Source organism: Pigmentiphaga sp. MLSB6-MA01 (assembly GCF_058793475.1).
Genome location: NZ_JBXAFV010000005.1, coordinates 166637 through 185693 on the forward strand (window position 1 = coordinate 166637; position 19057 = coordinate 185693).

Consider the following 19057-nt stretch of genomic DNA (forward strand, 5'->3'; position numbering starts at 1 on the left):
GCGTCAGCGGCGGGTGGCGGCGCCGTGCAGCGCCTTCAGTTGGACCTGGATTTCGACGAAGGGCCGGATGTCGATGATCTCGGCTTCATGGCCCGGCTCGGCGCGACCCATGGCCTTTTCTCCGGCATCCCCGGACAGGCCCCACACCCGCGGCACGATGTCGGCGGTCTGCGTCCAGGCCTTGAGCGGCTGTCCTTCCAGGAAGGCCGTCATCTCGCGCGTCCAGATCCGCCGCGTCACCGCCACGCCGATGTCGGAGCGGCCCAGCCGTTCATCGTCGCGGTCGGCCAGCCGCCCCTGGCCGATCTGGGCGATGTCGTCCTGCAGACGGACCAGGTCCACGCGCCGGGGATCGGCGTCCTGCAGGCGGGCGACCCCGTCCAGGATGTCTTCGCACAAATCCTGGTGCGCGATATCGATCTCGGACCGGCGCTGTTCGCGCCGCTGCTTGAAACGGAGCATGGCCTCGTCGCGGATGGGCACGCGGTGCAGGCTGAACTGCATGTGGCGCGCATCGTCGATGGGCACCCACCAGAACAGCGATTCCTGCCAGTCCACGTCGGGTTCGTTGGGCAGCGCGGTCATGTAGAAGATGTTGGGCATGCCGAACTGCTGCACGCGCCGCGCGCCGTCGCCGCGCTGGAAGGTATAGGTGATGCCCCAGTCGGATTCCACCGCCTGGAGCTGTTTGCCCAGTCCGATGCCTTCGAACGATGCCCGGTTGTCGCCATGCACGAAGCCCACGTGGGCCATGTCCAGCGCGTTCTCCAGGTTCTGGAAATAATTGCAGTCGCGCGAGTACGAGTCGATTTCCAACAGGCCGCGGAATTGCTCGAACTGCGGATAGCGGGGGAAATCGGGCGCCTCGCCCGTGCCCAGGTAGGCGAAGACCAGTCCCAGGTATTCGCGCGTGGGCCAGGTCTGGAGCGAGATGCGGTCGATGAACGCGGATTGCTCGGCCGGCTGCTCGACGCATTTTCCGGCGGCATCGAATTTCCAGCCGTGGTAGAAACAGCGCAGCTCGTCGCCCTCCACCCAGCCGGTGGACAACTGCGTGCCCCGGTGCGGGCAGCGGCCCTGGGTCAGGTGGACCTGTCCGCCGGCCGAGCGGTAGAGCGTGTAGTCCACGCTCATGATGCGCAACGGCACGGCCTGGCCCGGCGCGAGATCGGCGCCGTGATAGACCGGCTGCCAGAAGCTGCGCAGGTAGTTGCCGGCCGGCGTGCCCGGTCCGGTGGGCGCGCAGTCGATACGATTCGCCTTCCTGGCGCGCAAAGGTTCCACATTGTTGGCGGTAGCCATGTTCTCCTCGCTTTCTCTGTTCGGGGCGGCGCCGCGGCCGCCCCCTGTCATTGCTGTTGCTTGAGCCCGGCCTGTTCGACGAACGCCGAGAAACGCGACACGTCGGCGGCGATGCTGGCCGCGAACGCTTCCGGCGTGGTGGAAGCGGGCTCGAATCCCAACGCCTCCAGCTTCTTGCGCGCCTCGTCCTTGCGCAGTACGCGGTCGACCGTGGCGTTGATCTTGCGGATGACGCCGGCGGGCGTGCCGGCCGGCGCGACCAGGCCCACCGACAACGTGTAGCTGACGCCCTGCACGCCGGCTTCGGCCAGCGTGGGAATGTCGCGGAACAGCGCCAGCCGTTCGGGCGTCGTGACGGCAAGCGCGCGCAGCTTGCCGCTCTGCATATGGGTCATGGCCGACATGTCGCTGATCGCGAAATCCACCTGCCCCGCCAGCAAGGCCAGCGTGGCGGGCGCGGCGCCGGCGTAGGGCACGTGCAGCAGGCGCGCGCCGATGGCCTTGGAGAGCGACTCGGCCACGAAATGCGACCCCGAGCCCTTGCCGGTGGAGGCGTAGCTGATGGGCTGCGCCGAGGCGCGCGCGCGCCGGACCAGCTCGTCCATCGTCTTGATGCCGGATGCGGCGTTGACCAGCACGAAGTACGGTCCCTTCGCGATCTGGATGACGCTGGCGAAGCTCTTGATGGGGTCGTAGGACAGGTTGGGATACATGGCCGCGGTCACCGCGTGCGTGCCGGGGCCGATCAGCAGAAGCGTGTAGCCGTCAGGCTGCGCCGCCGCGGCATAGGCCGCCCCGATGGTGCTGCCGGCGCCCGGGCGGTTGTCGACGAAGACCGGCGTGTTCCATTCGGCGTTCATGCCCTCGGCCACGATGCGGGCCGCCATGTCGGACGAGCCGCCCGCGGGAAAACCGACGACGATGCGGACCGGATGGGACGGATAGCGATCGGCGTCCTGGGCCCGGGCGACGGACGCGGGCAGCAGCAGACAGGTCGGCAAGAGCGCCGCCATTCCCAGGCGGAACATGCGGCGACAGCCGCGGGAGAAAAGCCTGGACCGGTAAAGGGAGAACATGGTGGCTCCTGCGTGGGCGATAGGCGACGACTCGTCCCGGCATCCCGGGCTTGATAGTAGTTTATTAATACGAGTTGTATGAGTCAACCATTTGGCGAAAACATCCAATCACTCGGATGTTCTCCCCTCTCCGGGTATTCAGCCCCGCCGCAGCCGCGCCGCCGTGGCCTCGTCCGCCGGCTTGGCCAGCAGGCCGCCGCGGTCGTTGAACAGCACCAGGTAGCGCGCGCCGTCGAACATGGGCATGAAGGTGGCGCTGCCGTACTCGGCATCGACGTAGGGCAGCCAGCGCGAGAACTGGCGTTTCAGCGTCCACAGGTCGGGCAGGTTGCCGCCGTCGTCCAGCGAATACACGGTACGCAAGACGCTGCGTTCGCGCTCGATGTCGTCATAGCGCCCGCCGATCCGGTCCAGCCTGTACAGCGAAGGCACCCCGGCCAGCGCCGCCGGCAGCCGCCAGCGCAACACGCGCGCGTCGATCTGCCACGCATCGCCCGACAACACGAACTGGCGCGCGCCTTGGGGCGCGCCCGCCGGCCCGGGCGGCAGCACGACCGTGGCGCGGAAACGCTGCTGCCCGTCCTGCGCAAGCTCGATCATGGCGACTTGCCGATCCTCGAACAATTGCAGATAGCGGTACACGGTGAAGGCCAGCAGCGAGGAAACCAGGCTCAGGGCCACCAGCGCCAGTCCCAGCAGGCGCCGCAACGGCCGCAGCCCTCGGGACCCGAAGGCCATGCCGAGTCCGGGAACGGCAAGAACGATCGCCACCACGGCGATCCAGAGAGAAGGGCTCAACGCATCCACCCGCGGTACCTCCTTGACATGTTTCTTCCAGGCGCCATGCTCGCACAGATCGCCGATGGATCAGGGATCCAGTTCGAGCAGGATGCGCGTGCCCTGTCCGGGGCTGCTGCGGATCTCCAGCCTCGCCTGCATCAGCGCCGCCTGTTCGGCGATGCCGCGCAACCCGTAGTGGCCGGGCACCGGGGCCGCGGGATCGAAGCCGACGCCGTCGTCCATCACTTCGAGATGGACGGCCGATAGCGCGGGCGAAGCCGGATCGGCCGCCGCCGTCATCGACAGGCCGATGGAGACGCGGCCGGCACGCGCATGGCGTTCGATGTTGCGCAGGGCCTCCTCGGCGATGCGGAACGCGACCTCGGCGCGTTCGCCGGCCAGCGCGGCGGCCTGCTCGTCCCGGGCCAGGACGGTGGGTATGCCGGTCCGGCGCTCGAAGCGGTCCGCCAGTTCGGCCAACGCCGCGCCCAGCCCCAGCTCGCGCACGCCGTTGTGGCGCATCTGCTTGATGGCGGCCCGGGCCTCGACCAGGCCGCTGCCGGCCACGTTCTCGGCGCTGAGCAGTTCCGTATCCAGTTCGCCGGGCGACATCCGCGCGCCCAGCTTGCGGATCATCCTCAACTGCGTCAGCACCGCCATCAGCGACTGCGCCAGCGTGTCATGCAGGTCGCGGGCCATGCGCAGGCGCTCCCGGCCTATGGCCGCCTGCCGGGCTTCCTCGGCCATCCGTTCGATCCGCGCGGTGCGATCGGCCACGCGGCGGTCCAGTTCGGTGTTCAATTGCAGCAGCGCCTGCTTTTCCGCGCTCAGGCTTTGCAGCGTCGCCGCCAGGGTGTTGCCGATGTGCGCGACCTCGTCGACCCCGTGCACCGCGTCCAGCTCGCCCCGCCTGCCCTGCTGTACCGCCTGCGCCTGTCCGGCCAGGCGCCGCAACGGCCGCAACAGCACGTGCGTGGCATAGGCCGCCAGCAGCGCGGCCAGGAGGCCCGACAGGAAGGTCGCCACGAATACGATGTCGCGCGTGCGCCGCGCCGCGGCCAGGGCGATCCGGGCGTCCTGCCGGACCGTGATGGTCCAGTCGAAGGCCTCGCCCGCAAGCACGTTGGCGGAATAGGCCCCCGCCAGCATGCGTTCGGCTTCCTCGGATGAAGGACGCGGCCCGGCCCCCGGCTGGCCGGGACCGATCAGCACATGGCCGCTCTTGTCGCTGAGCGAGACCTGGACGTGCCGTTCGGTGTTCAGCCCTTGTTCCAGTTCGTGCAGGACCGTGCCCAGCCACGACCACGACAGGGCGCCGACGATCGCGTCCGGCGCGTGGCCGCCATCGCGGTGCAGCGGCACGGCGATCTCGATGGTGTCCGGCCGCAGGTCGGCCGCCGGGGCCGATACGCCCGGCTCGAAGGAAAAAGCGGTTCCGGAACGGCTGCTGGACGATCCGCCCGTGGCGAACCGGCCCCGCCCGTCCACCACCGACAGCGACGAGAACTCCGGGAACTCCCGGTAGATGGCGGCAAGATGCCTGCCGAGCGAACCGGCGCCAGTGTCCGACGACGCGGCGATCTGCGCCGCCGCGGCCTTGATGACGGACACCCGCGTGGCCAGTGCCGATTGCAGGTTGGCCATGATCTGCATCGCGAACTGCCGCAGCAGCCGCTCGTGGTCGTCCTGCGCCTGCTGCTCGGCCCGGGATGCCGAAAAGGCCGCGCCCAGCACGGCGGCGATCACGACGACGACGAACACGACCGACCCGATGGCGGCCGACAGGTTGTGCCTGGGATTCAGGCGCTGCCAGAGCGAATCCTCTTTCATGGATGAGTGTCCATGCCCGCATGCCCAGGAGTATCGCAGAGCCCCCTGCCGGGCGAAAGTGACTTTCGGCACTGTGAGGGCGGCCCGGACGGACGCTAAGCTGTGCTCTCGACCCCAACCCACCGGTCTCGGGACCGCGGCGCATGATGTGGCATTCCATGCTGGATGAACTCGTGGAGACGGTATCCCGGAGTGCTAAATTGCCTCCGGAGCAGGCGTCGCTGGCCGTCACCGCGACGTTGAGATACCTGACGGCCCACATGCCATCCCCGGTGGTCGGCGCCCTGCATGCCGTGCTGGGGCTGGCCGCCCCGCCCGGCGCCCCCGGCCCCGGCTCCGACCCGACGCCCGACGAATCGAACGACTCCGACCCGCAGGCCTGACCATGCCGCCAGAAGATCGCGCCACCGCCAGCAAGCTGAGGCTGCTGATCGCCGACGACCAGCCCCTGATACGGCGCGCGCTGTCGATGACCCTGGGGGCCGAGCCCGACATCGAGGTCGTGGGGCTGGCGGCCAATGGCCAGGAAGCCATCGACCTGGCCCTGAGGCTCCAGCCCCAGGTCGTCATCATGGACCAGCAGATGCCGGGCGTCAGCGGCGCCGTGGCGACCCGCGAGATCACCACCCGGCTGCCCGACGTGCGCATCGTCATCCTGACCACGTTCGACGACGACGAACTGGTCTTCGAAGCCATCCGCTCCGGCGCCCATGCCTACCTGTTGAAGGACGCCACCGAGGATGTCGTGCTTGAAACGGTCAGGGCGGTACACCAGGGGGAGTCGCGGCTGTCCCCGACCATCGCACGCAAGGTGCTGGCGCAGTTGCGCGCGCTGTCCGGACGCGAGGACCCGTCCCCGGACACGGCCCCCCGGCCCGCCGGCCCGCCCCCGCCTTTTCCCGAGGAAGCGCTGACGGAGAAGGAACATCGCGTCCTCGACCTCCTGGCCCAGGGCATGACCAACAAACAGATCGGCGCGGCGGTGTTCCTGGCGGAAGGGACGGTGAAGAACTACGTCAGCCGCATCATGGAAAAGCTGCACGCCCATACCCGGACGGAGCTCGCGCTGCGCGCGGCAAGAAGGCGGTAGCTCCCGCGCGAACTCGTGACCGGCGCCATCGCGAAAGATGACCATCGGCACTATCGCGCCACCCCCGCACTCCCTAGATTGGCAACCAGGGCCCGCCGATATCCGCGAAGCCCGCGTTCCCAAGCTCAAGGAGCACCACGATGAAGACCGCACTGCACCTCACATCCCTCGCCATCGCCACCATGATGTCGCTCGGCCCCCTGGGAGCCTGGGCCCAGACCACGCGCGTCCAGGAGGACCAGGCCCAGCTCAAGTCCGACCAGGGCGCGCTGCCCCGCGACAAGGCGCAACTGACCACCGACCAGGCCAGGCTCAGGTCCGACAAGGCGCATGGCGAAATGGCCGCCCAGTCGCCCGACGCCATGCGCGTCGCCAACGACAAGCAGGACATCCATGGATTGAAGAAGGACATCCGGCACGAGAAGCGCCACTCGGCGCAGCGCAAGGAGGACCGCGCCGAACTCAAGGGCGAGAAGGCCAAGCTGGCCCACGACCAGACCCAGATGCGTTCGGACAACAGGCACGGCCGCATGGCCGCGACCTCGGCCGACGCGGAGAAGGTCTACCAGGACAAGCAGGTGATCAAGGGCGAGAAGAAAGACATCGCCGCGGACCACGCTGCGGTGAAGGCCGACACGAAGTAGCGGGCGTGGCGCTTCGTGGCAGGAGAAGGCGGAGGCCTAGTCCCCGGCGGCGCCTACGTCGTCCGGCCCCGCCTGCTTCTCGATGGCCGCCTGCCGCAGGTGCACCCGCATGAAGTCGGCGGCGGCTTCGCGCTGCCCCGACAGCAGCAGATCGATCAGCACCAGGTGTTCCCGGCAGCGGCGTTCGGCCTGCTGGCGGTCCACCGCCTTCTGGTACTCCATGAGCCGGCGCAGGCGATCCAGCCGCTTCAGGGAGTCCAGGATGAAGGCATTGCCGGAACACGCCGCAATGGTTTCGTGCAGGCGGCTGTTGGCGTCGAACAGATAGGACGGCGACGCGGTGTGGACCGCGCCCGCGACCAGCGCTTCCTGCTCCGCCCGGCATTGCCGCAGCGCCTCGCGATCGAGCCTGAAGCTCGGTTCCAGTATCCCGCCCGACTCCAGCATCAGCCTGAACCGGTAGCCCTGCCCATAGGCCTCGGCCGAGGCCAGCGTGGGCAGGAAAGCCCAGCCGTGGCCGGGTAGCCGTTCGGCCCATCCTTCCTGCGCCATGCGCCGCAGGATCGCCGCCAGTTCTCCACGCGTCACGCCATAGCGGCGCATGAATTCGCTCTCGGTGAAGCGGTCCGGCAAGAGGCCGGCCAGGCGCTCGCGCGCGATACGGAAATAGACGTCGTCCTCGCCGGCGGCGACATAGGCTGCTTCGGCCTGCTCCCTGGGCAGGTGCACCGCCGCCTCGGTAACCACATAGCCGCCTTCGGGCCGCGCCTCGACCACCCGTTCGGCCGCCAGGCGCTCCAGCGCGCGGCGGATGGGCGAGCGCGACACGCGGAATTGTTCGGCCAGCGCGCGCTCGGGCAGGCGCTGGCCGGCTTCCAGGCCCTGGGCGGCAATGTAGCGGTGGATATCGGCCGCGAGCGTATCAGTAAGAGGTCGGGTCACGACGGAGGTGGGAAAGGAAAGGCTCCGGCAATCATACACGCCGTCCTATCGCGGGCTTTTATTGGAATTTAACAATCAAGAAGAACCTTTCGATAGCTTTTAAAGGCTGGTTTCCTCTTTTATTTTGGTACTATGATTAAATAAAATACCAAATCAGGAGAAGCGAAAAATGGACGCAACGCGCGTGGACGCCGGCCCCGGCCGGGTCTCGCTGGCGGCGGTCGAAGCCCCCGGGGCGCCACCGCCCCCGGGGGCCTGCGATTGCCATGTCCATGTCTTCGCGCCGGATCGCCACCCCTATGCGGCGGATCGCGCCTATACCCCGGGCACAGCCGGGGCCGGCGATCTGAGCGCCTTCCTGGCGCGGCTGGGCATGGCGCGCACGGTGCTGGTGCAGCCCAGCGTCTATGCCTCGGACCACGCCGCGCTGCTGGAAGGCCTGCAAGCACTCGGGCCGGACCGCGCCCGGGGCGTCGCGGTGCTGGACGAGCCGGCCGGCCGGTGCCTCGACCTGGCGTCCTTGCATGAGCAAGGCGTGCGTGGCGTGCGCCTGAACCTGGCGGTACGGGCCCAGGGCGGCGGACCGGATGCCGCCGGCCGGTTGCTTCGCGTCCGGGACCGGATCGCGCCGCTGGGATGGCACCTGCAACTGCATGCGGACATCGTCCTGGTGGCGGCCCTGGCCGAGACGCTGGCGGCGCTGGAGACCCCCGTGGTGCTGGATCATTTCGCGGGCTTCCGGGCGCATGCCGGCGCCGCGGAAGCCGGGCCAGCCGACACCGTGGTGGCGCTGGCGCGCGCCATGCCCCTGTACGTCAAGCTGTCGGCGCCCTATCGCGCCGCGCCCGGCGGCGCGCACCTGGACGAACTGGCGGCGTTCACCCGCCGCCTGGCCGCCGCCGCTCCCGACCGCCTGCTGTGGGCCTCGGACTGGCCCCATACCGGCGGCCATGGCGCCCGGCAGGGCGGGCTCGACCGCATCGAGCCCTTCCGGCCCGAGAACGCCGGCGCCGCGCTCGATCGCCTGCGCGGCTGGCTGCCCGGCCCAGCCGGGTGGCAACGCATCCTGGTGGACAACCCCGCGCGGCTCTACGCATTCCCGGTGCCTGGCGCACCGGCCTCTTCGCTTTCCTAGACAGGACCCGACATGCTGACTTCCACCAATCCCGCCACCGGCGAGACCTTCGCCCGGTATCCGCTGCATGACCAGGCGTGCGTCGATGCCGTCCTGGATGCCGCGGCCCGGGCCCAGGCGCGCTGGCGCATCCAATCCATCGCGGCGCGCTGCGCGGGCATGCGCCGCGTGGGCGAGTTGCTGCGCCAGCGCAAGGAAGCCTACGCGCGGCTGATCACGCTGGAGATGGGCAAGCCCCTGTCCGAGTCGTTGGCCGAGATCGAGAAATCCGCGTGGACCTGCGACTACTACGCCGGGCATGCCGCACGCCTGCTGGCCGACGAACCCGTGCCCGCCAGCGGCAGCTACAGCGCGGTCACCTACGACCCGCTGGGCGTCGTGCTGGCGATCATGCCGTGGAACTATCCGTTCTGGCAGTTCGTGCGCTTCGCCGCGCCCACGCTGTGCGCCGGCAACGGCGCGGTGCTCAAGCACGCGGGCAACGTGCCGCAATGCGCGCTGGCCCTCGCGGAACTGTTCCGCGACGCCATCGATGTCCCCGGCCTGGTCGGCAACGTGTTCGTCGAACCGGAACGCGTGGCCGCGCTGATCGACGACCCGCGCATCGCCGCCGTCACGCTGACCGGATCGACCGCCGTCGGCAAGCTGGTGGCCGCGCAGGCCGGGCGCGCCATGAAGAAACAGGTATTGGAGCTGGGCGGCTCGGATCCCTTCATCGTGCTGGCCGATGCCGACGTCGAACGCGCCGCCGCCGCCGCGGCCAAGGCGCGCTTCTCGAACACGGGCCAGAGCTGCATTTCCGCCAAGCGCTTCATCGTCGACGACCGCGTGGCCGACGATTTCTCGGCGCGGCTGTGCGCGCATGCCGGCGCGCTCGTCATGGGCGATCCGCTGCGGGCCGGCACCGGACTGGGCCCGATGGCGCGCGCCAACCTGCGCACGGCGCTGCACGACCAGGTCGAGCGCTCGCTCGGCCAGGGAGCCGAACTGAAACTGGGAGGCCAGATGCCCGACGGCGCCGGCTTCTTCTACCCGGCCACCGTCCTGGACCACGTCACCCCCGCCATGGCCGCCGGCCGCGAGGAAACCTTCGGTCCCGCCGCCGCCGTCATGCGGGTGCGCGATACCGAGGCGGCCATCGCGCTGGCCAACGCGACCGAGTTCGGCCTGGGCGCGTCGTTGTGGACAGCCGACCTCGGGCACGCCCGCGAACTGGCCCGCGGCATCGAGGCCGGCGCGGTGTTCGTCAACGGCATCGTCGCCTCGGATGCGCGGCTGCCTTTCGGCGGCATCAAGCAATCGGGCTATGGCCGTGAACTGGGCGCGGCCGGCATCCGCGAATTCACCAACATCAAGACCTACTGGGTGGGCCCGGCCACCTGAACCTCACCAGGACGATACCGACCATGACCATCAAGACTCCCTCCGGCGCGGCGCTGCTCAAGCTCGATACCCTGCCCACCTACGACCGTGGCGGCGGCGCCGCCACGACCCCGCTGGTCGGCCGCGGCGTCGGCTCGGACAGCTTCATCACCGGCTACACCAGCTTCGGCCCCGGCGCGCAGATCCCCTTCCACAGCCACAACTGCCAGGAAAGCGTGGTGCTGATCGAGGGCGACGCGATGCTGGACATCGACGGCGAGGAACACCGGCTCAAGCCGCTGGACGCGACCTTCATCCCGCCCGGCGTGCCGCACCGCTTCCGCAACCTCTCGGCCACCCAGCCCATGCGCATCCTGTGGATCTACGCAACGCCGGACGCCACCCGCACCCTGGTCGGCTCGGGCGAAACCCGACCCGTGTCCGCCGAGCACCACTAACCCACCCGAACAAGGCCAACCCATCATGCGTTTCCTCGTACTTCCCGGCGACGGCATCGGCCCCGAGATCGTCGCCGCCGCCGTCGGCGTCCTCCGGCGGGCCGACCGCGCCTATGGCCTGGACCTCGCCTTCGACCACGAAGACGTCGGCTTCGCCAGCCTCGAAAAACATGGCACCACGCTGCGCGAGTCGGTGCTCGGCCAGGCGCGCGGCTACGACGGCATCATCCTGGGCACCCAGTCCCATGCCGACTACCCCGCGCCCGAGAAAGGCGGCCGCAACATCTCGGCCGCTTTCCGCTGCGATCTCGACCTCTACGCCAATGTGCGCCCCGCCCGCTCGCGCCCGTTCCTGGGCCGCGGCGCGCATGGCATGGACCTGGTCATCATGCGCGAAGCCACCGAGGGCTTCTATCCCGACCGCAACATGCACCAGGGCTGGGGCGAGATGATGCCCTCGCCCGACATGGCGATCTCGGTGCGCAAGATCACCGCCCATTGCAGCGAACGCATCGCCCGCCGCGCCTTCGAACTGGCGCGCAAACGCCGCAAGCGCGTCACCGCCATCCACAAGGCCAACAGTTTCCACATGACCGACGGCCTGTTCCTGCGCGAGGTGCGCAAGGTCGCGGCGGACTTCCCCGACGTCGTGCTGGACGACCTGCTGGTCGATGCCTCGACCGCCTACCTGGTGCGCGACCCCGCGCGCTTCGACGTCATCGTCGCCACCAATTTCTATGGCGACATCCTGTCCGACCTCGCCAGCGAGCTGTCCGGCAGCCTGGGACTGGCCGGATCCGTCATGGCCGGCGACACGCTCTGCTGCGCCCAGGCCCAGCACGGTTCGGCGCCCGACATCCAGGGCCTGGACAAGGCCAATCCGACGTCGATGATCCTGTCCGTCGCCATGCTGCTGAACTGGCTGGGCGAGCATCGCGGCCTCGGGACCTGCGCGCGGGCCGGCACGGCCATCGAGCAGGCCGTGGACGCCGTGCTGGCCGATCCCGCCACCCGCACGGCCGACCTGGGCGGCACGCTGGGATGCCGCGCCTTCGGCGAAGCCGTCGCGGCGCGGCTCGAACCTTGATCCCCCCGGGGCGGCCCCGGCCGCCCCGCTCCCCTGCCCGATTCCAAGAACACACCGGAGACATCATGAAGATCGCATCGCTTTTCACCGCGGCCCTGACCGCGGCACTCGCCGCCGCCACCGCACCGGCCCTGGCCGCCTATCCCGACAAGCCCGTCACGGTCATCGTGCCCTTCGCGCCGGGCGGAGGCAGCGACAACATCGCCCGCTACATCGCCTCGCGCCTGTCGGAACGCACCGGCGGCACCTTCGTGATCGAGAACAAGCCCGGCGCCGGCACCAACATCGGCAACCAGCTTGCCGCGCGCGCCGCGGCCGACGGCTATACGCTCCTGTTCGGCCAGGTCACGCTGTCCATCAACCCCTACCTGTACAAAGACCTGGGCTATGACGTGAAGAAGAGTTTCGTGCCGGTCGGCATGATCGCCACGTCGCCCACCGTGATGATCGTGGCGGACCAATTCCCGGCGCGCACACTGAAGGAAGCCATCGACCTGATCCGCGGCAAGCCCGGCACCGTCAACTTCGGATCGGGCGGGGCGGGAACCTCCGTGCATCTGTCCGGCGAGCTGTTCAAGTCCCTGATCCACGGCGACATGCAGCACGTGCCGTACAAGGGCAGCAGCCCGGCCATGACCGACCTGATAGGCGGGCGCCTGCAGATGATGTTCGACACCGCGCCCTCGGCGCTGCCGCAGATCAAGGGCGGCAAGGTCCGCGCGCTGGCGGTCACGGGCAAGTCGCGCCTGGCCGACCTGCCCGACGTCCCCACGTTCGCCGAAGCCGGCCTGCCCGCCTTCGACGCGCCGGCCTGGTACGGCATGCTGGCGCCGGCGGGGACGCCGCCGCGCGTGGTCGCCGCCCTGAACGAGCAGATCAACGCGATCCTGAACGAAGCCGCCACCCGGCGGCGGATGCAGGAACTGGGCGTGGCGCCCAGCCCCGGCACGCCCGAGGACATGGCGGCCTTCATGGACACCGAGGGCCGGCGCTGGCAGGGCACGGTGCAATCGGCGAACGTGAGCCTGCAATAGGAGGACAATCAGGGCAGATTTGTTTTCCGCCGAAGGGAATAGTGGGCGGGCCGCCCCCGTATACCGTTCACCACCCTTTCATCAACCACCAAGGAGCAACCCATGGTAGCCAGGAAAACACCGCTTCTGCCCGCCCTGCTGCTGGCGACGGCCGCCCTGTTCGCATCGCCGGCCCTGCAGGCGGCCCCCGCCCAGGCGAAGGACGGCGTGCTGACGGGCAGCAACGGCATGACGCTCTACGTCTTCGACAGGGACGTCGCGGGCAGCGGCAAAAGCGTCTGCAACGGCCCCTGCGCGTCCAACTGGCCGCCGCTGATGGCCGCGGCCTCGGACAAGGCCGAGGGCGACTACACGGTCATCGCCCGCGACGACGGCAAGGCCCAGTGGGCGTACAAGGGCAAGCCCCTGTACTTCTGGTCCAAGGACCAGAAGCCGGGCGACAAGACCGGCGACGGCTTCAGCAACGTCTGGCACGCCGCCAAGCCCTGACCGGCCCGATGGACAGCCGCGCGGTCACCGCCCTGCTACCGCGCCTGCGCCGCTATGCCCGCGCGCTGGCCGGCGACCGGGCGGCCGCCGACGACCTGGTGCAGGACACCCTGGAACGCGCCTGGGCGCGCCTGCACACGTGGCACGCCGGGCGGGACCTGGGTGCGTGGCTGCTGTCCATCATGCACAACCTGCGCGTCGACCAGTTGCGAGGACAACGGTTGCATACGGTGCCGTGGAACGAAACCCTGGACGACCCGCCCTCGCGGCCCACGCAGACGGACCACATCGAACTCGAGGACCTGGACAGCGCGCTCGCGCAACTGCCGGAAGAACAGCGCGCGGTCCTGCTGCTGGTCGCGCTGGAAGGCATGCGCTACACGGAGGTGGCGGACACCCTGGGCATCCCGCTCGGCACGGTCATGTCCCGGCTGTCCCGGGGCCGCGAGCGCCTGCGCCTGATCCTGGACGGCCAGCCGCCTTCGGCCGGAACCCTGCGGATAATCAAGTGAAACCCATGCCCATCACCGAAGCCGATCTGCACGCCTACGTCGACGGCGAATTGCCGCCCGCGCGGCGGGCCGACGTGGAGGCCCATCTTGCCGGCCATCCGGAAGGGGCCCTGCGCGTGCAGGCGTGGCAGGAGCAGAAGCGCGCGCTCCAGCGGCTGTTCGAGCCGGTGCTGGCCGAACCGGTTCCGCCCACGCTGGAAGCCGTGGCTGCCCCCCCCCGCCGGCAGCGCGGCCACGCGCCCCGCCCCGCCCTGCGCATCGCCGCCGGCGTCATGCTGGCCCTGCTGGGGGGCATGGCGGGCTGGTGGGGACATGGCCGCTATCAGGCCCCGGCCGTTGCCGGCGCCCTGTCCATGCTGCCCAGGCAGGCCGCCATCGCCCATGCGGTCTACAGTCCGGATGTCCGCCGTCCGGTCGAGATCGGCGCGGACCAGGAGACCCAGCTCGTCACCTGGCTGTCGCGGCGGCTGGGCCAGGACGTGCGGGCGCCCAAGCTGGGCGGCCTGGGCTACGAACTGGTCGGCGGCCGCCTGCTGCCGGGCAGCGAGGGGCCGGTGGCCCAGTTCATGTACCAGGACGCCGGCGGCCAGCGGCTGACCCTCTATGTCAGCACCGAGCGCGACGGCAACCCGGACACCGCGTTCCGCTTCGCCCGCGAAGGCGGCATCAACGTGTTCTATTGGATAGACGGCCCGTTCGGCTATGCCCTGTCGGCCGGCGTTTCCAAGGATGAACTGGCGCGGGTGGCATCGGCGGTATACGACCAGTTGGACAAGCGCCAGCCCCGCCACTGACCGTTGCATGGTCCCATCGATTCCGGGTTAACCCTAGATAGTGAGCGCGTTTCAACTGGTCTACTATCCGTACCAGCAGACCAGTCACCGACACTCACCCGCAAGGACCACCCCTCCCATGAGCCCCCGCCTCTCCCCTATCCCGCGCCGCCGGTCGCTGGCCGCGCTGACCGCCGGCCTGCTGCTGGGCGCGGCCGGCGCCGCCGCCGCCCAGGACTATCCCCGCCAGCCCATCAAGGTGCTGGTGCCGTCGGTGCCCGGCAGCGCGCCCGACGCCTTCGCGCGCATCCTGGCCGAGCCCCTGTCCAGCGGACTGGGGCAAAAGGTCGTGGTCGAGAACAAGCCTGGCGCGGGCGGCCTGATCGCCATGGAGACGCTGGCCAAGGCGGAGCCGAACGGCTACACGCTGGCGATCGCGCATGACGGCAACATGGCGATCAACACCATCGTCTACAAGCAGCTTCCCTACCGTCCCTTGCAGGACTTCACGCCGGTTTCGCTGCTGGGCTTCAACGAGTTCGTGCTGGCGGCCAACCCCGCCCTGAAGATCAAGACCTTCGCCGAATTCGTGGCCTACGCGCGCGGCAAGCAGGGCAAGGCCACGTATGGGTCGGCCGGCGTGGGTTCACCCAACCACCTGTTCATGGAGCAACTGATGCAGGCGGCCAGCATCCCGCTCTCGCACGTGCCCTACAAGGGCGGTCCGGCCGCGATGCAGGATCTGCTCGGCGGCCAGATCGACGTCATGCTGGTCGGGCTTTCGCCCGCCCTGCCGCATATCCAGGGCGGCAAGCTGGTGGCCGTGGCGGTGCCGCAGGCCGCGCGCTCGAAGATGCTGCCCGGCACGCCCACGGTGGCCGAGACCATCCCGGGTTTCGCGACGCGCACGTGGTTCGGGCTGTACGGCCCGGCCGGCCTGCCCGCGGCCGTGGTCGAGCGCCTGAACCGGGAATTGCGCCGCGTGCTGGCCGATCCGTCGGTGAAGGACCGCATCGCCGCGCAGGGCATGGTGGCCGAGGCCGGTTCTGCGGCCACGCTGGCGGCGATGACGGAAGAGGACATCCGCCGCTACCGCCAGTTGGCCGACACCATCAAATTAGAAGCCAATTGAGATGAAAGTCCCCCCCTACGCGCTGACGCGCGCCCCCCAGGGGGCGAAACCGGCGGACCGGCCGAGCCGGATCCGCGGTTTCCTGGATCGCGCGGCGCACTTTCATGCATCGCGGCCCGTGCGTGGCGCCACGGACCACCAAGATGTCTGACACGCGCCCCAACTTCCTGATCTTCGTGACCGACCAGCAGCGCGCGGACCACCTCGGCTGCTACGGCAACACGCAGGTGCGCACGCCGCACATCGACGGCATCGCCGCGCGCGGCACGGTGTTCGAGCAGTGCTACGTGGCTTCGCCGGCCTGCATGCCCAACCGCTCCGCCATCATGACCGGACGCATGCCCGGCGCGGCCGGGGCGCGCATGAACGGCGTGCCGCTGCCGCTGGACAGCCGCACCTTCGCCGACGCGCTGCGCGAGGCGGGCTGGCGCACGGCGCTGATCGGCAAGAGCCATCTGCAGAACATGACGGACGTCCAGCCGTCCTGGCGCCAGGGCGCAGCCGCCGACCGGCCGCAGGCGCGGCGAGACGACCGCGACAGCCCGGCCTACGAACAGGAGTCAGTGGTGCGCTGGCGGGATCCGGACCATGCGGTGCGCCTGCCTTACTACGGTTTCGACCATGCCGAGCTGTGCCTGGAACACGGCGACGAAGTGGGCGGCGCGTACGACCGCTGGCTGCTGGACCGCTGCCCCGAAGCCGATACGCTGCGCGGTCTCGACCACGCCTTGCCCGGCGGCGAGACAATGGCGCCGCAGGCCTGGCGGACCGCGCTGCCCGAGGACCTTTATCCCAGCGCCTTCGTCCGGGATCGCGCCATCGATTGGCTGGAAGATCATGCGGCACGGGGCGGCCAGCCCTTCCTGCTGGCCTGCTCCTTCCCCGACCCGCACCACCCGTTCACGCCGCCCGGCCGCTACTGGGACATGTACCGTCCCGGGGACATCGTGCTGCCCGCGACCTGCGGGCCGGCCACGCCGGCGGACACGCCGCTCAAGCGCGCGCTGCACGAGGAACTCGCCGCCGGGCGCCGGCGCACGGCCGGCAGCCGGGTCATCGCGGTCACGCAGGACGAGGCCCGCGCGGCCATCGCGCTGAACTACGGCGCCATCACCTGCATCGACGACATGGTCGGCGCCATCCTCGCGAAGCTGGATGCCCTGGACCTGGCGCGCGACACCGTGGTGCTGTTCCTGAGCGACCACGGCGACTTCATGGGCGACCACGGCCTGCTGTTCAAGGGTCCGCTCCATTACCGCAGCGTGATCCGCATGCCGCTGATCTGGGCCGATCCCCAGGCCGGCGCGGGCGGTCGGCGCGCCGATCTCGCCAGCGCGATCGACATCGGCCCGACCATCCTGGCGCGCGCGGGCCTGGCCGCGCCGCATGGCACGCAGGGGCGGGACCTCGCCCCCGCTTCCACACCGGCCGCGCCGCGCGCCTCGGTCCTGGTCGAGGAAGAAGGCCACCGCCCCATGCCCGGCAGCGGCCTGCCCAAGGTGCGCACGCTGGTCACCGGACGCTGGCGGCTGTCGGTCCACGCCTTCGAGGAATGGGGGGAGCTTTACGATCTGCATGACGACCCGGACGAATCCGTGAACCGCTGGGACGATCCCGCCTGGGCCGCGGTGCGGGCGGAACTGACGCTGGACCTGGTGCGCGCCATGGCCCGCCACGCGGACGAATGCCCGCTGCCCACGCGAATGGCCTGAGGAGACAGGTATGCTTACCGAACCAGTGGCCAAAGTGACAGGGATCACCCGCATGCAGCTTATTTCCCGTATCCCCGGCGATACCCCCAACATCACGCGCCGGACCATCCGCGACCAGATCAGCGACAAGCTGGCCTACATGATCCATTCGGGCCTGCTGCGGCCGGGCGACGAACTGCCGTCCGAACGCGAGCTGGCGACCACGCTGGGTGTGTCCCGCGAGACGGTCCGGGCCGCCATCGGCATGCTCCAGGCATGGCGCATGCTGGAGGTCAGCCAGGGGGCGCGCACCCGCGTGCTGGGGCCGGGCACGGTGGCGGTGCAGGACTCGGTCAGCACGCTGCGCGACCTGGGCGACCGGTCGCTGGAGGAAGTGGCCGAGGCGCGCGCCGCCGTGGAGATCCAGGTGATCCGGCTGGCGACCCGCCGCATCACGCCCGCGCAGTTGAACCGGCTGGACCGCCTGGTGGCCGACCAGGAAACCATGATGGACGACCCCGTCCGCTTCCAGATCTCGGACCAGGAATTCCACGAAGTGCTGTACCGCGCATGCGGCAACGGCCTGCTGGCCGACGTGGTGTTCGATTTCTACGGCTACGCGCTGGAGCACCGGCGCCGCGCCTTGCAGCGGCCGGGCGCCATCGCGCACAGCGTGACCGACCACCGGGCCATCGTCGCCGCGCTCAAGAGCGGCGATCCGGAAACCGCCGTGGCCGCCATGCAGCGCCACCTGGACCAGGTCCATCGCACCACGCTACAGGAAATCGATCACTCATGAACACCCCCATCGTCCTCGACCCCCGGGCCGACAGCCTGTTCGGGCCGGACAGCCGGCTCGAACGCCTGTACACCGGCGCCACCTGGAGCGAAGGCCCCGTGTGGCTGGCCGCGCGGCGCCTGGTGCTGTGGAGCGACATCCCCAACAACCGCATCCTGGCCTGGGACGAACGCGAAGGCGGACGGGTCTGGCGCGACCGGGTCGAGTTCACCAACGGCCACACGGCTTGCGCGGACGGTTCGCTGCTGCATTGCTCGCACGGCATGCGCGCCATCCTGCGCACGCGCTTCGACGGCGGCGGCCGGCCCGGCACGCCCGAAGTACTGGTCGACCGCTACCAGGGCCGCCGCCTGAACTCGCCCAACGACCTGGTCGAGAAGCGCGACGGCAGCATCTGGTTCACCGATCCCCCCTACGGCATCCTGTCCGACCGCGAAGGCCACCAGGCGCCCTCCGAGCTGCGCGCCAACTACGTGTTCCGCTACGACCCGGCCACCGGCGCGCTGGACATCGCCAGCGACTTCCCCGAGGAACCCAACGGCCTGGCGTTCTCGCCCGACGAAAGCGTGCTGTACGTGACCGACACCTCGGCCGCATTGCGCCAGGACGGCGGCGGCAACCACCACATCCTGGCCTTCGACGTGACCGGCGGACGCACGCTGGCCCGCCCCCGCGTGTTCGCCGTGGTCGAGCCCGGGCTGGCCGACGGCATACGGGTGGACGAACGCGGCTGGGTCTATACCAGCAGCGAGGACAGCGTCCAGGTCTACCACCCCGACGGCGCCCGCCTGGCCCGCATCCCCGTTCCCGAGAAGGTCGGCAACCTGACTTTCGGCGGCGCCGCGCGCGATGAACTCTATATCTGCGCATCGACGTCGCTGTACCGCATCCGCCTGAACACGCACGGTCATTCCTGAGATT

The 19057-nt window shown here is 69.7% G+C and carries 20 protein-coding genes; 15 read left to right on the forward strand and 5 right to left on the reverse strand.

Annotated elements, in window-relative coordinates; all coding sequences use genetic code 11:
* Positions 1-3 precede the first annotated feature (3 nt).
* From AC1Q6E_RS10540 to AC1Q6E_RS10555, 4 genes are all read right to left on the reverse strand, one after another.
* Complete coding sequence (locus tag AC1Q6E_RS10540; protein WP_492572696.1) at positions 4-1302, reverse strand: Rieske 2Fe-2S domain-containing protein; 1299 nt, start codon at positions 1300-1302, stop codon at positions 4-6.
* Between the two features lie 47 nt (positions 1303-1349).
* On the reverse strand, positions 1350-2378 hold the full coding sequence (locus AC1Q6E_RS10545) for a Bug family tripartite tricarboxylate transporter substrate binding protein (protein WP_492572697.1): 1029 nt from the start codon (positions 2376-2378) through the stop codon (positions 1350-1352).
* A 138-nt stretch (positions 2379-2516) separates the two neighbouring features.
* Positions 2517-3116 carry a hypothetical protein gene (locus AC1Q6E_RS10550; protein WP_492572767.1) on the reverse strand — a complete coding sequence of 200 codons (600 nt, stop codon included), beginning with the start codon at positions 3114-3116 and terminating at the stop codon, positions 2517-2519.
* Between the two features lie 129 nt (positions 3117-3245).
* Positions 3246-4988 carry a sensor histidine kinase gene (locus AC1Q6E_RS10555; protein ID WP_492572698.1) on the reverse strand — a complete coding sequence of 581 codons (1743 nt, stop codon included), beginning with the start codon at positions 4986-4988 and terminating at the stop codon, positions 3246-3248.
* A gap of 143 nt (positions 4989-5131) precedes the next feature.
* On the opposite strand from AC1Q6E_RS10555, the gene AC1Q6E_RS10560 reads away from it, so the two are divergent.
* The 3 genes from AC1Q6E_RS10560 (at position 5132) to AC1Q6E_RS10570 (ending at position 6722) form a co-directional block, all read left to right on the forward strand.
* Positions 5132-5371: a hypothetical protein gene (locus AC1Q6E_RS10560; protein ID WP_492572699.1), complete on the forward strand. Its 240-nt coding sequence runs from the start codon at positions 5132-5134 to the stop codon at positions 5369-5371.
* 2 nt (positions 5372-5373) lie between these two features.
* A complete protein-coding gene (locus AC1Q6E_RS10565; protein ID WP_296559740.1) occupies positions 5374-6078 on the forward strand; it encodes a response regulator transcription factor in 705 nt (234 codons plus the stop codon).
* A gap of 140 nt (positions 6079-6218) precedes the next feature.
* A complete protein-coding gene (locus tag AC1Q6E_RS10570; protein WP_152794322.1) occupies positions 6219-6722 on the forward strand; it encodes a hypothetical protein in 504 nt (167 codons plus the stop codon).
* Between the two features lie 36 nt (positions 6723-6758).
* On the opposite strand, the gene AC1Q6E_RS10575 is transcribed toward AC1Q6E_RS10570, so the two are convergent.
* Positions 6759-7664: a GntR family transcriptional regulator gene (locus tag AC1Q6E_RS10575; protein ID WP_492572700.1), complete on the reverse strand. Its 906-nt coding sequence runs from the start codon at positions 7662-7664 to the stop codon at positions 6759-6761.
* A gap of 169 nt (positions 7665-7833) precedes the next feature.
* On the opposite strand from AC1Q6E_RS10575, the gene AC1Q6E_RS10580 reads away from it, so the two are divergent.
* The 12 genes from AC1Q6E_RS10580 (at position 7834) to AC1Q6E_RS10635 (ending at position 19053) form a co-directional block, all read left to right on the forward strand.
* Positions 7834-8799, forward strand: a complete 966-nt coding sequence (locus tag AC1Q6E_RS10580) for an amidohydrolase family protein (protein WP_492572701.1) — start codon at positions 7834-7836, stop codon at positions 8797-8799.
* Positions 8800-8811: 12 nt separating this feature from the next.
* Positions 8812-10182: an NAD-dependent succinate-semialdehyde dehydrogenase gene (locus tag AC1Q6E_RS10585; protein ID WP_492572702.1), complete on the forward strand. Its 1371-nt coding sequence runs from the start codon at positions 8812-8814 to the stop codon at positions 10180-10182.
* Positions 10183-10205: 23 nt separating this feature from the next.
* Positions 10206-10619 carry a cupin domain-containing protein gene (locus AC1Q6E_RS10590; protein WP_152794327.1) on the forward strand — a complete coding sequence of 138 codons (414 nt, stop codon included), beginning with the start codon at positions 10206-10208 and terminating at the stop codon, positions 10617-10619.
* A 25-nt stretch (positions 10620-10644) separates the two neighbouring features.
* Positions 10645-11706 carry an isocitrate/isopropylmalate dehydrogenase family protein gene (locus AC1Q6E_RS10595; protein WP_296556230.1) on the forward strand — a complete coding sequence of 354 codons (1062 nt, stop codon included), beginning with the start codon at positions 10645-10647 and terminating at the stop codon, positions 11704-11706.
* A gap of 65 nt (positions 11707-11771) precedes the next feature.
* On the forward strand, positions 11772-12740 hold the full coding sequence (locus tag AC1Q6E_RS10600; RefSeq protein WP_152794330.1) for a tripartite tricarboxylate transporter substrate binding protein: 969 nt from the start codon (positions 11772-11774) through the stop codon (positions 12738-12740).
* A gap of 102 nt (positions 12741-12842) precedes the next feature.
* Positions 12843-13229: a COG4315 family predicted lipoprotein gene (locus tag AC1Q6E_RS10605; RefSeq protein ID WP_296556231.1), complete on the forward strand. Its 387-nt coding sequence runs from the start codon at positions 12843-12845 to the stop codon at positions 13227-13229.
* Between the two features lie 8 nt (positions 13230-13237).
* Positions 13238-13741: a sigma-70 family RNA polymerase sigma factor gene (locus AC1Q6E_RS10610; RefSeq protein WP_152794334.1), complete on the forward strand. Its 504-nt coding sequence runs from the start codon at positions 13238-13240 to the stop codon at positions 13739-13741.
* Entirely contained in the window at positions 13738-14535 is a 798-nt protein-coding gene (locus tag AC1Q6E_RS10615; protein WP_492572703.1) for an anti-sigma factor family protein, read from the forward strand. The genes AC1Q6E_RS10610 and AC1Q6E_RS10615 overlap by 4 nt, the downstream gene beginning before the upstream one ends.
* Before the next feature lie 118 nt (positions 14536-14653).
* Positions 14654-15646, forward strand: coding sequence for a tripartite tricarboxylate transporter substrate binding protein (locus AC1Q6E_RS10620; protein WP_152793110.1), 993 nt, complete (start codon positions 14654-14656; stop codon positions 15644-15646).
* Positions 15647-15789: 143 nt separating this feature from the next.
* Positions 15790-17358, forward strand: coding sequence for a sulfatase family protein (locus AC1Q6E_RS10625; protein WP_492572704.1), 1569 nt, complete (start codon positions 15790-15792; stop codon positions 17356-17358).
* 10 nt (positions 17359-17368) lie between these two features.
* Positions 17369-18136, forward strand: coding sequence for a FadR/GntR family transcriptional regulator (locus tag AC1Q6E_RS10630; protein ID WP_492572705.1), 768 nt, complete (start codon positions 17369-17371; stop codon positions 18134-18136).
* Positions 18133-19053, forward strand: coding sequence for an SMP-30/gluconolactonase/LRE family protein (locus AC1Q6E_RS10635; RefSeq protein WP_492572706.1), 921 nt, complete (start codon positions 18133-18135; stop codon positions 19051-19053). The genes AC1Q6E_RS10630 and AC1Q6E_RS10635 overlap by 4 nt, the downstream gene beginning before the upstream one ends.
* Positions 19054-19057: the final 4 nt, after the last annotated feature.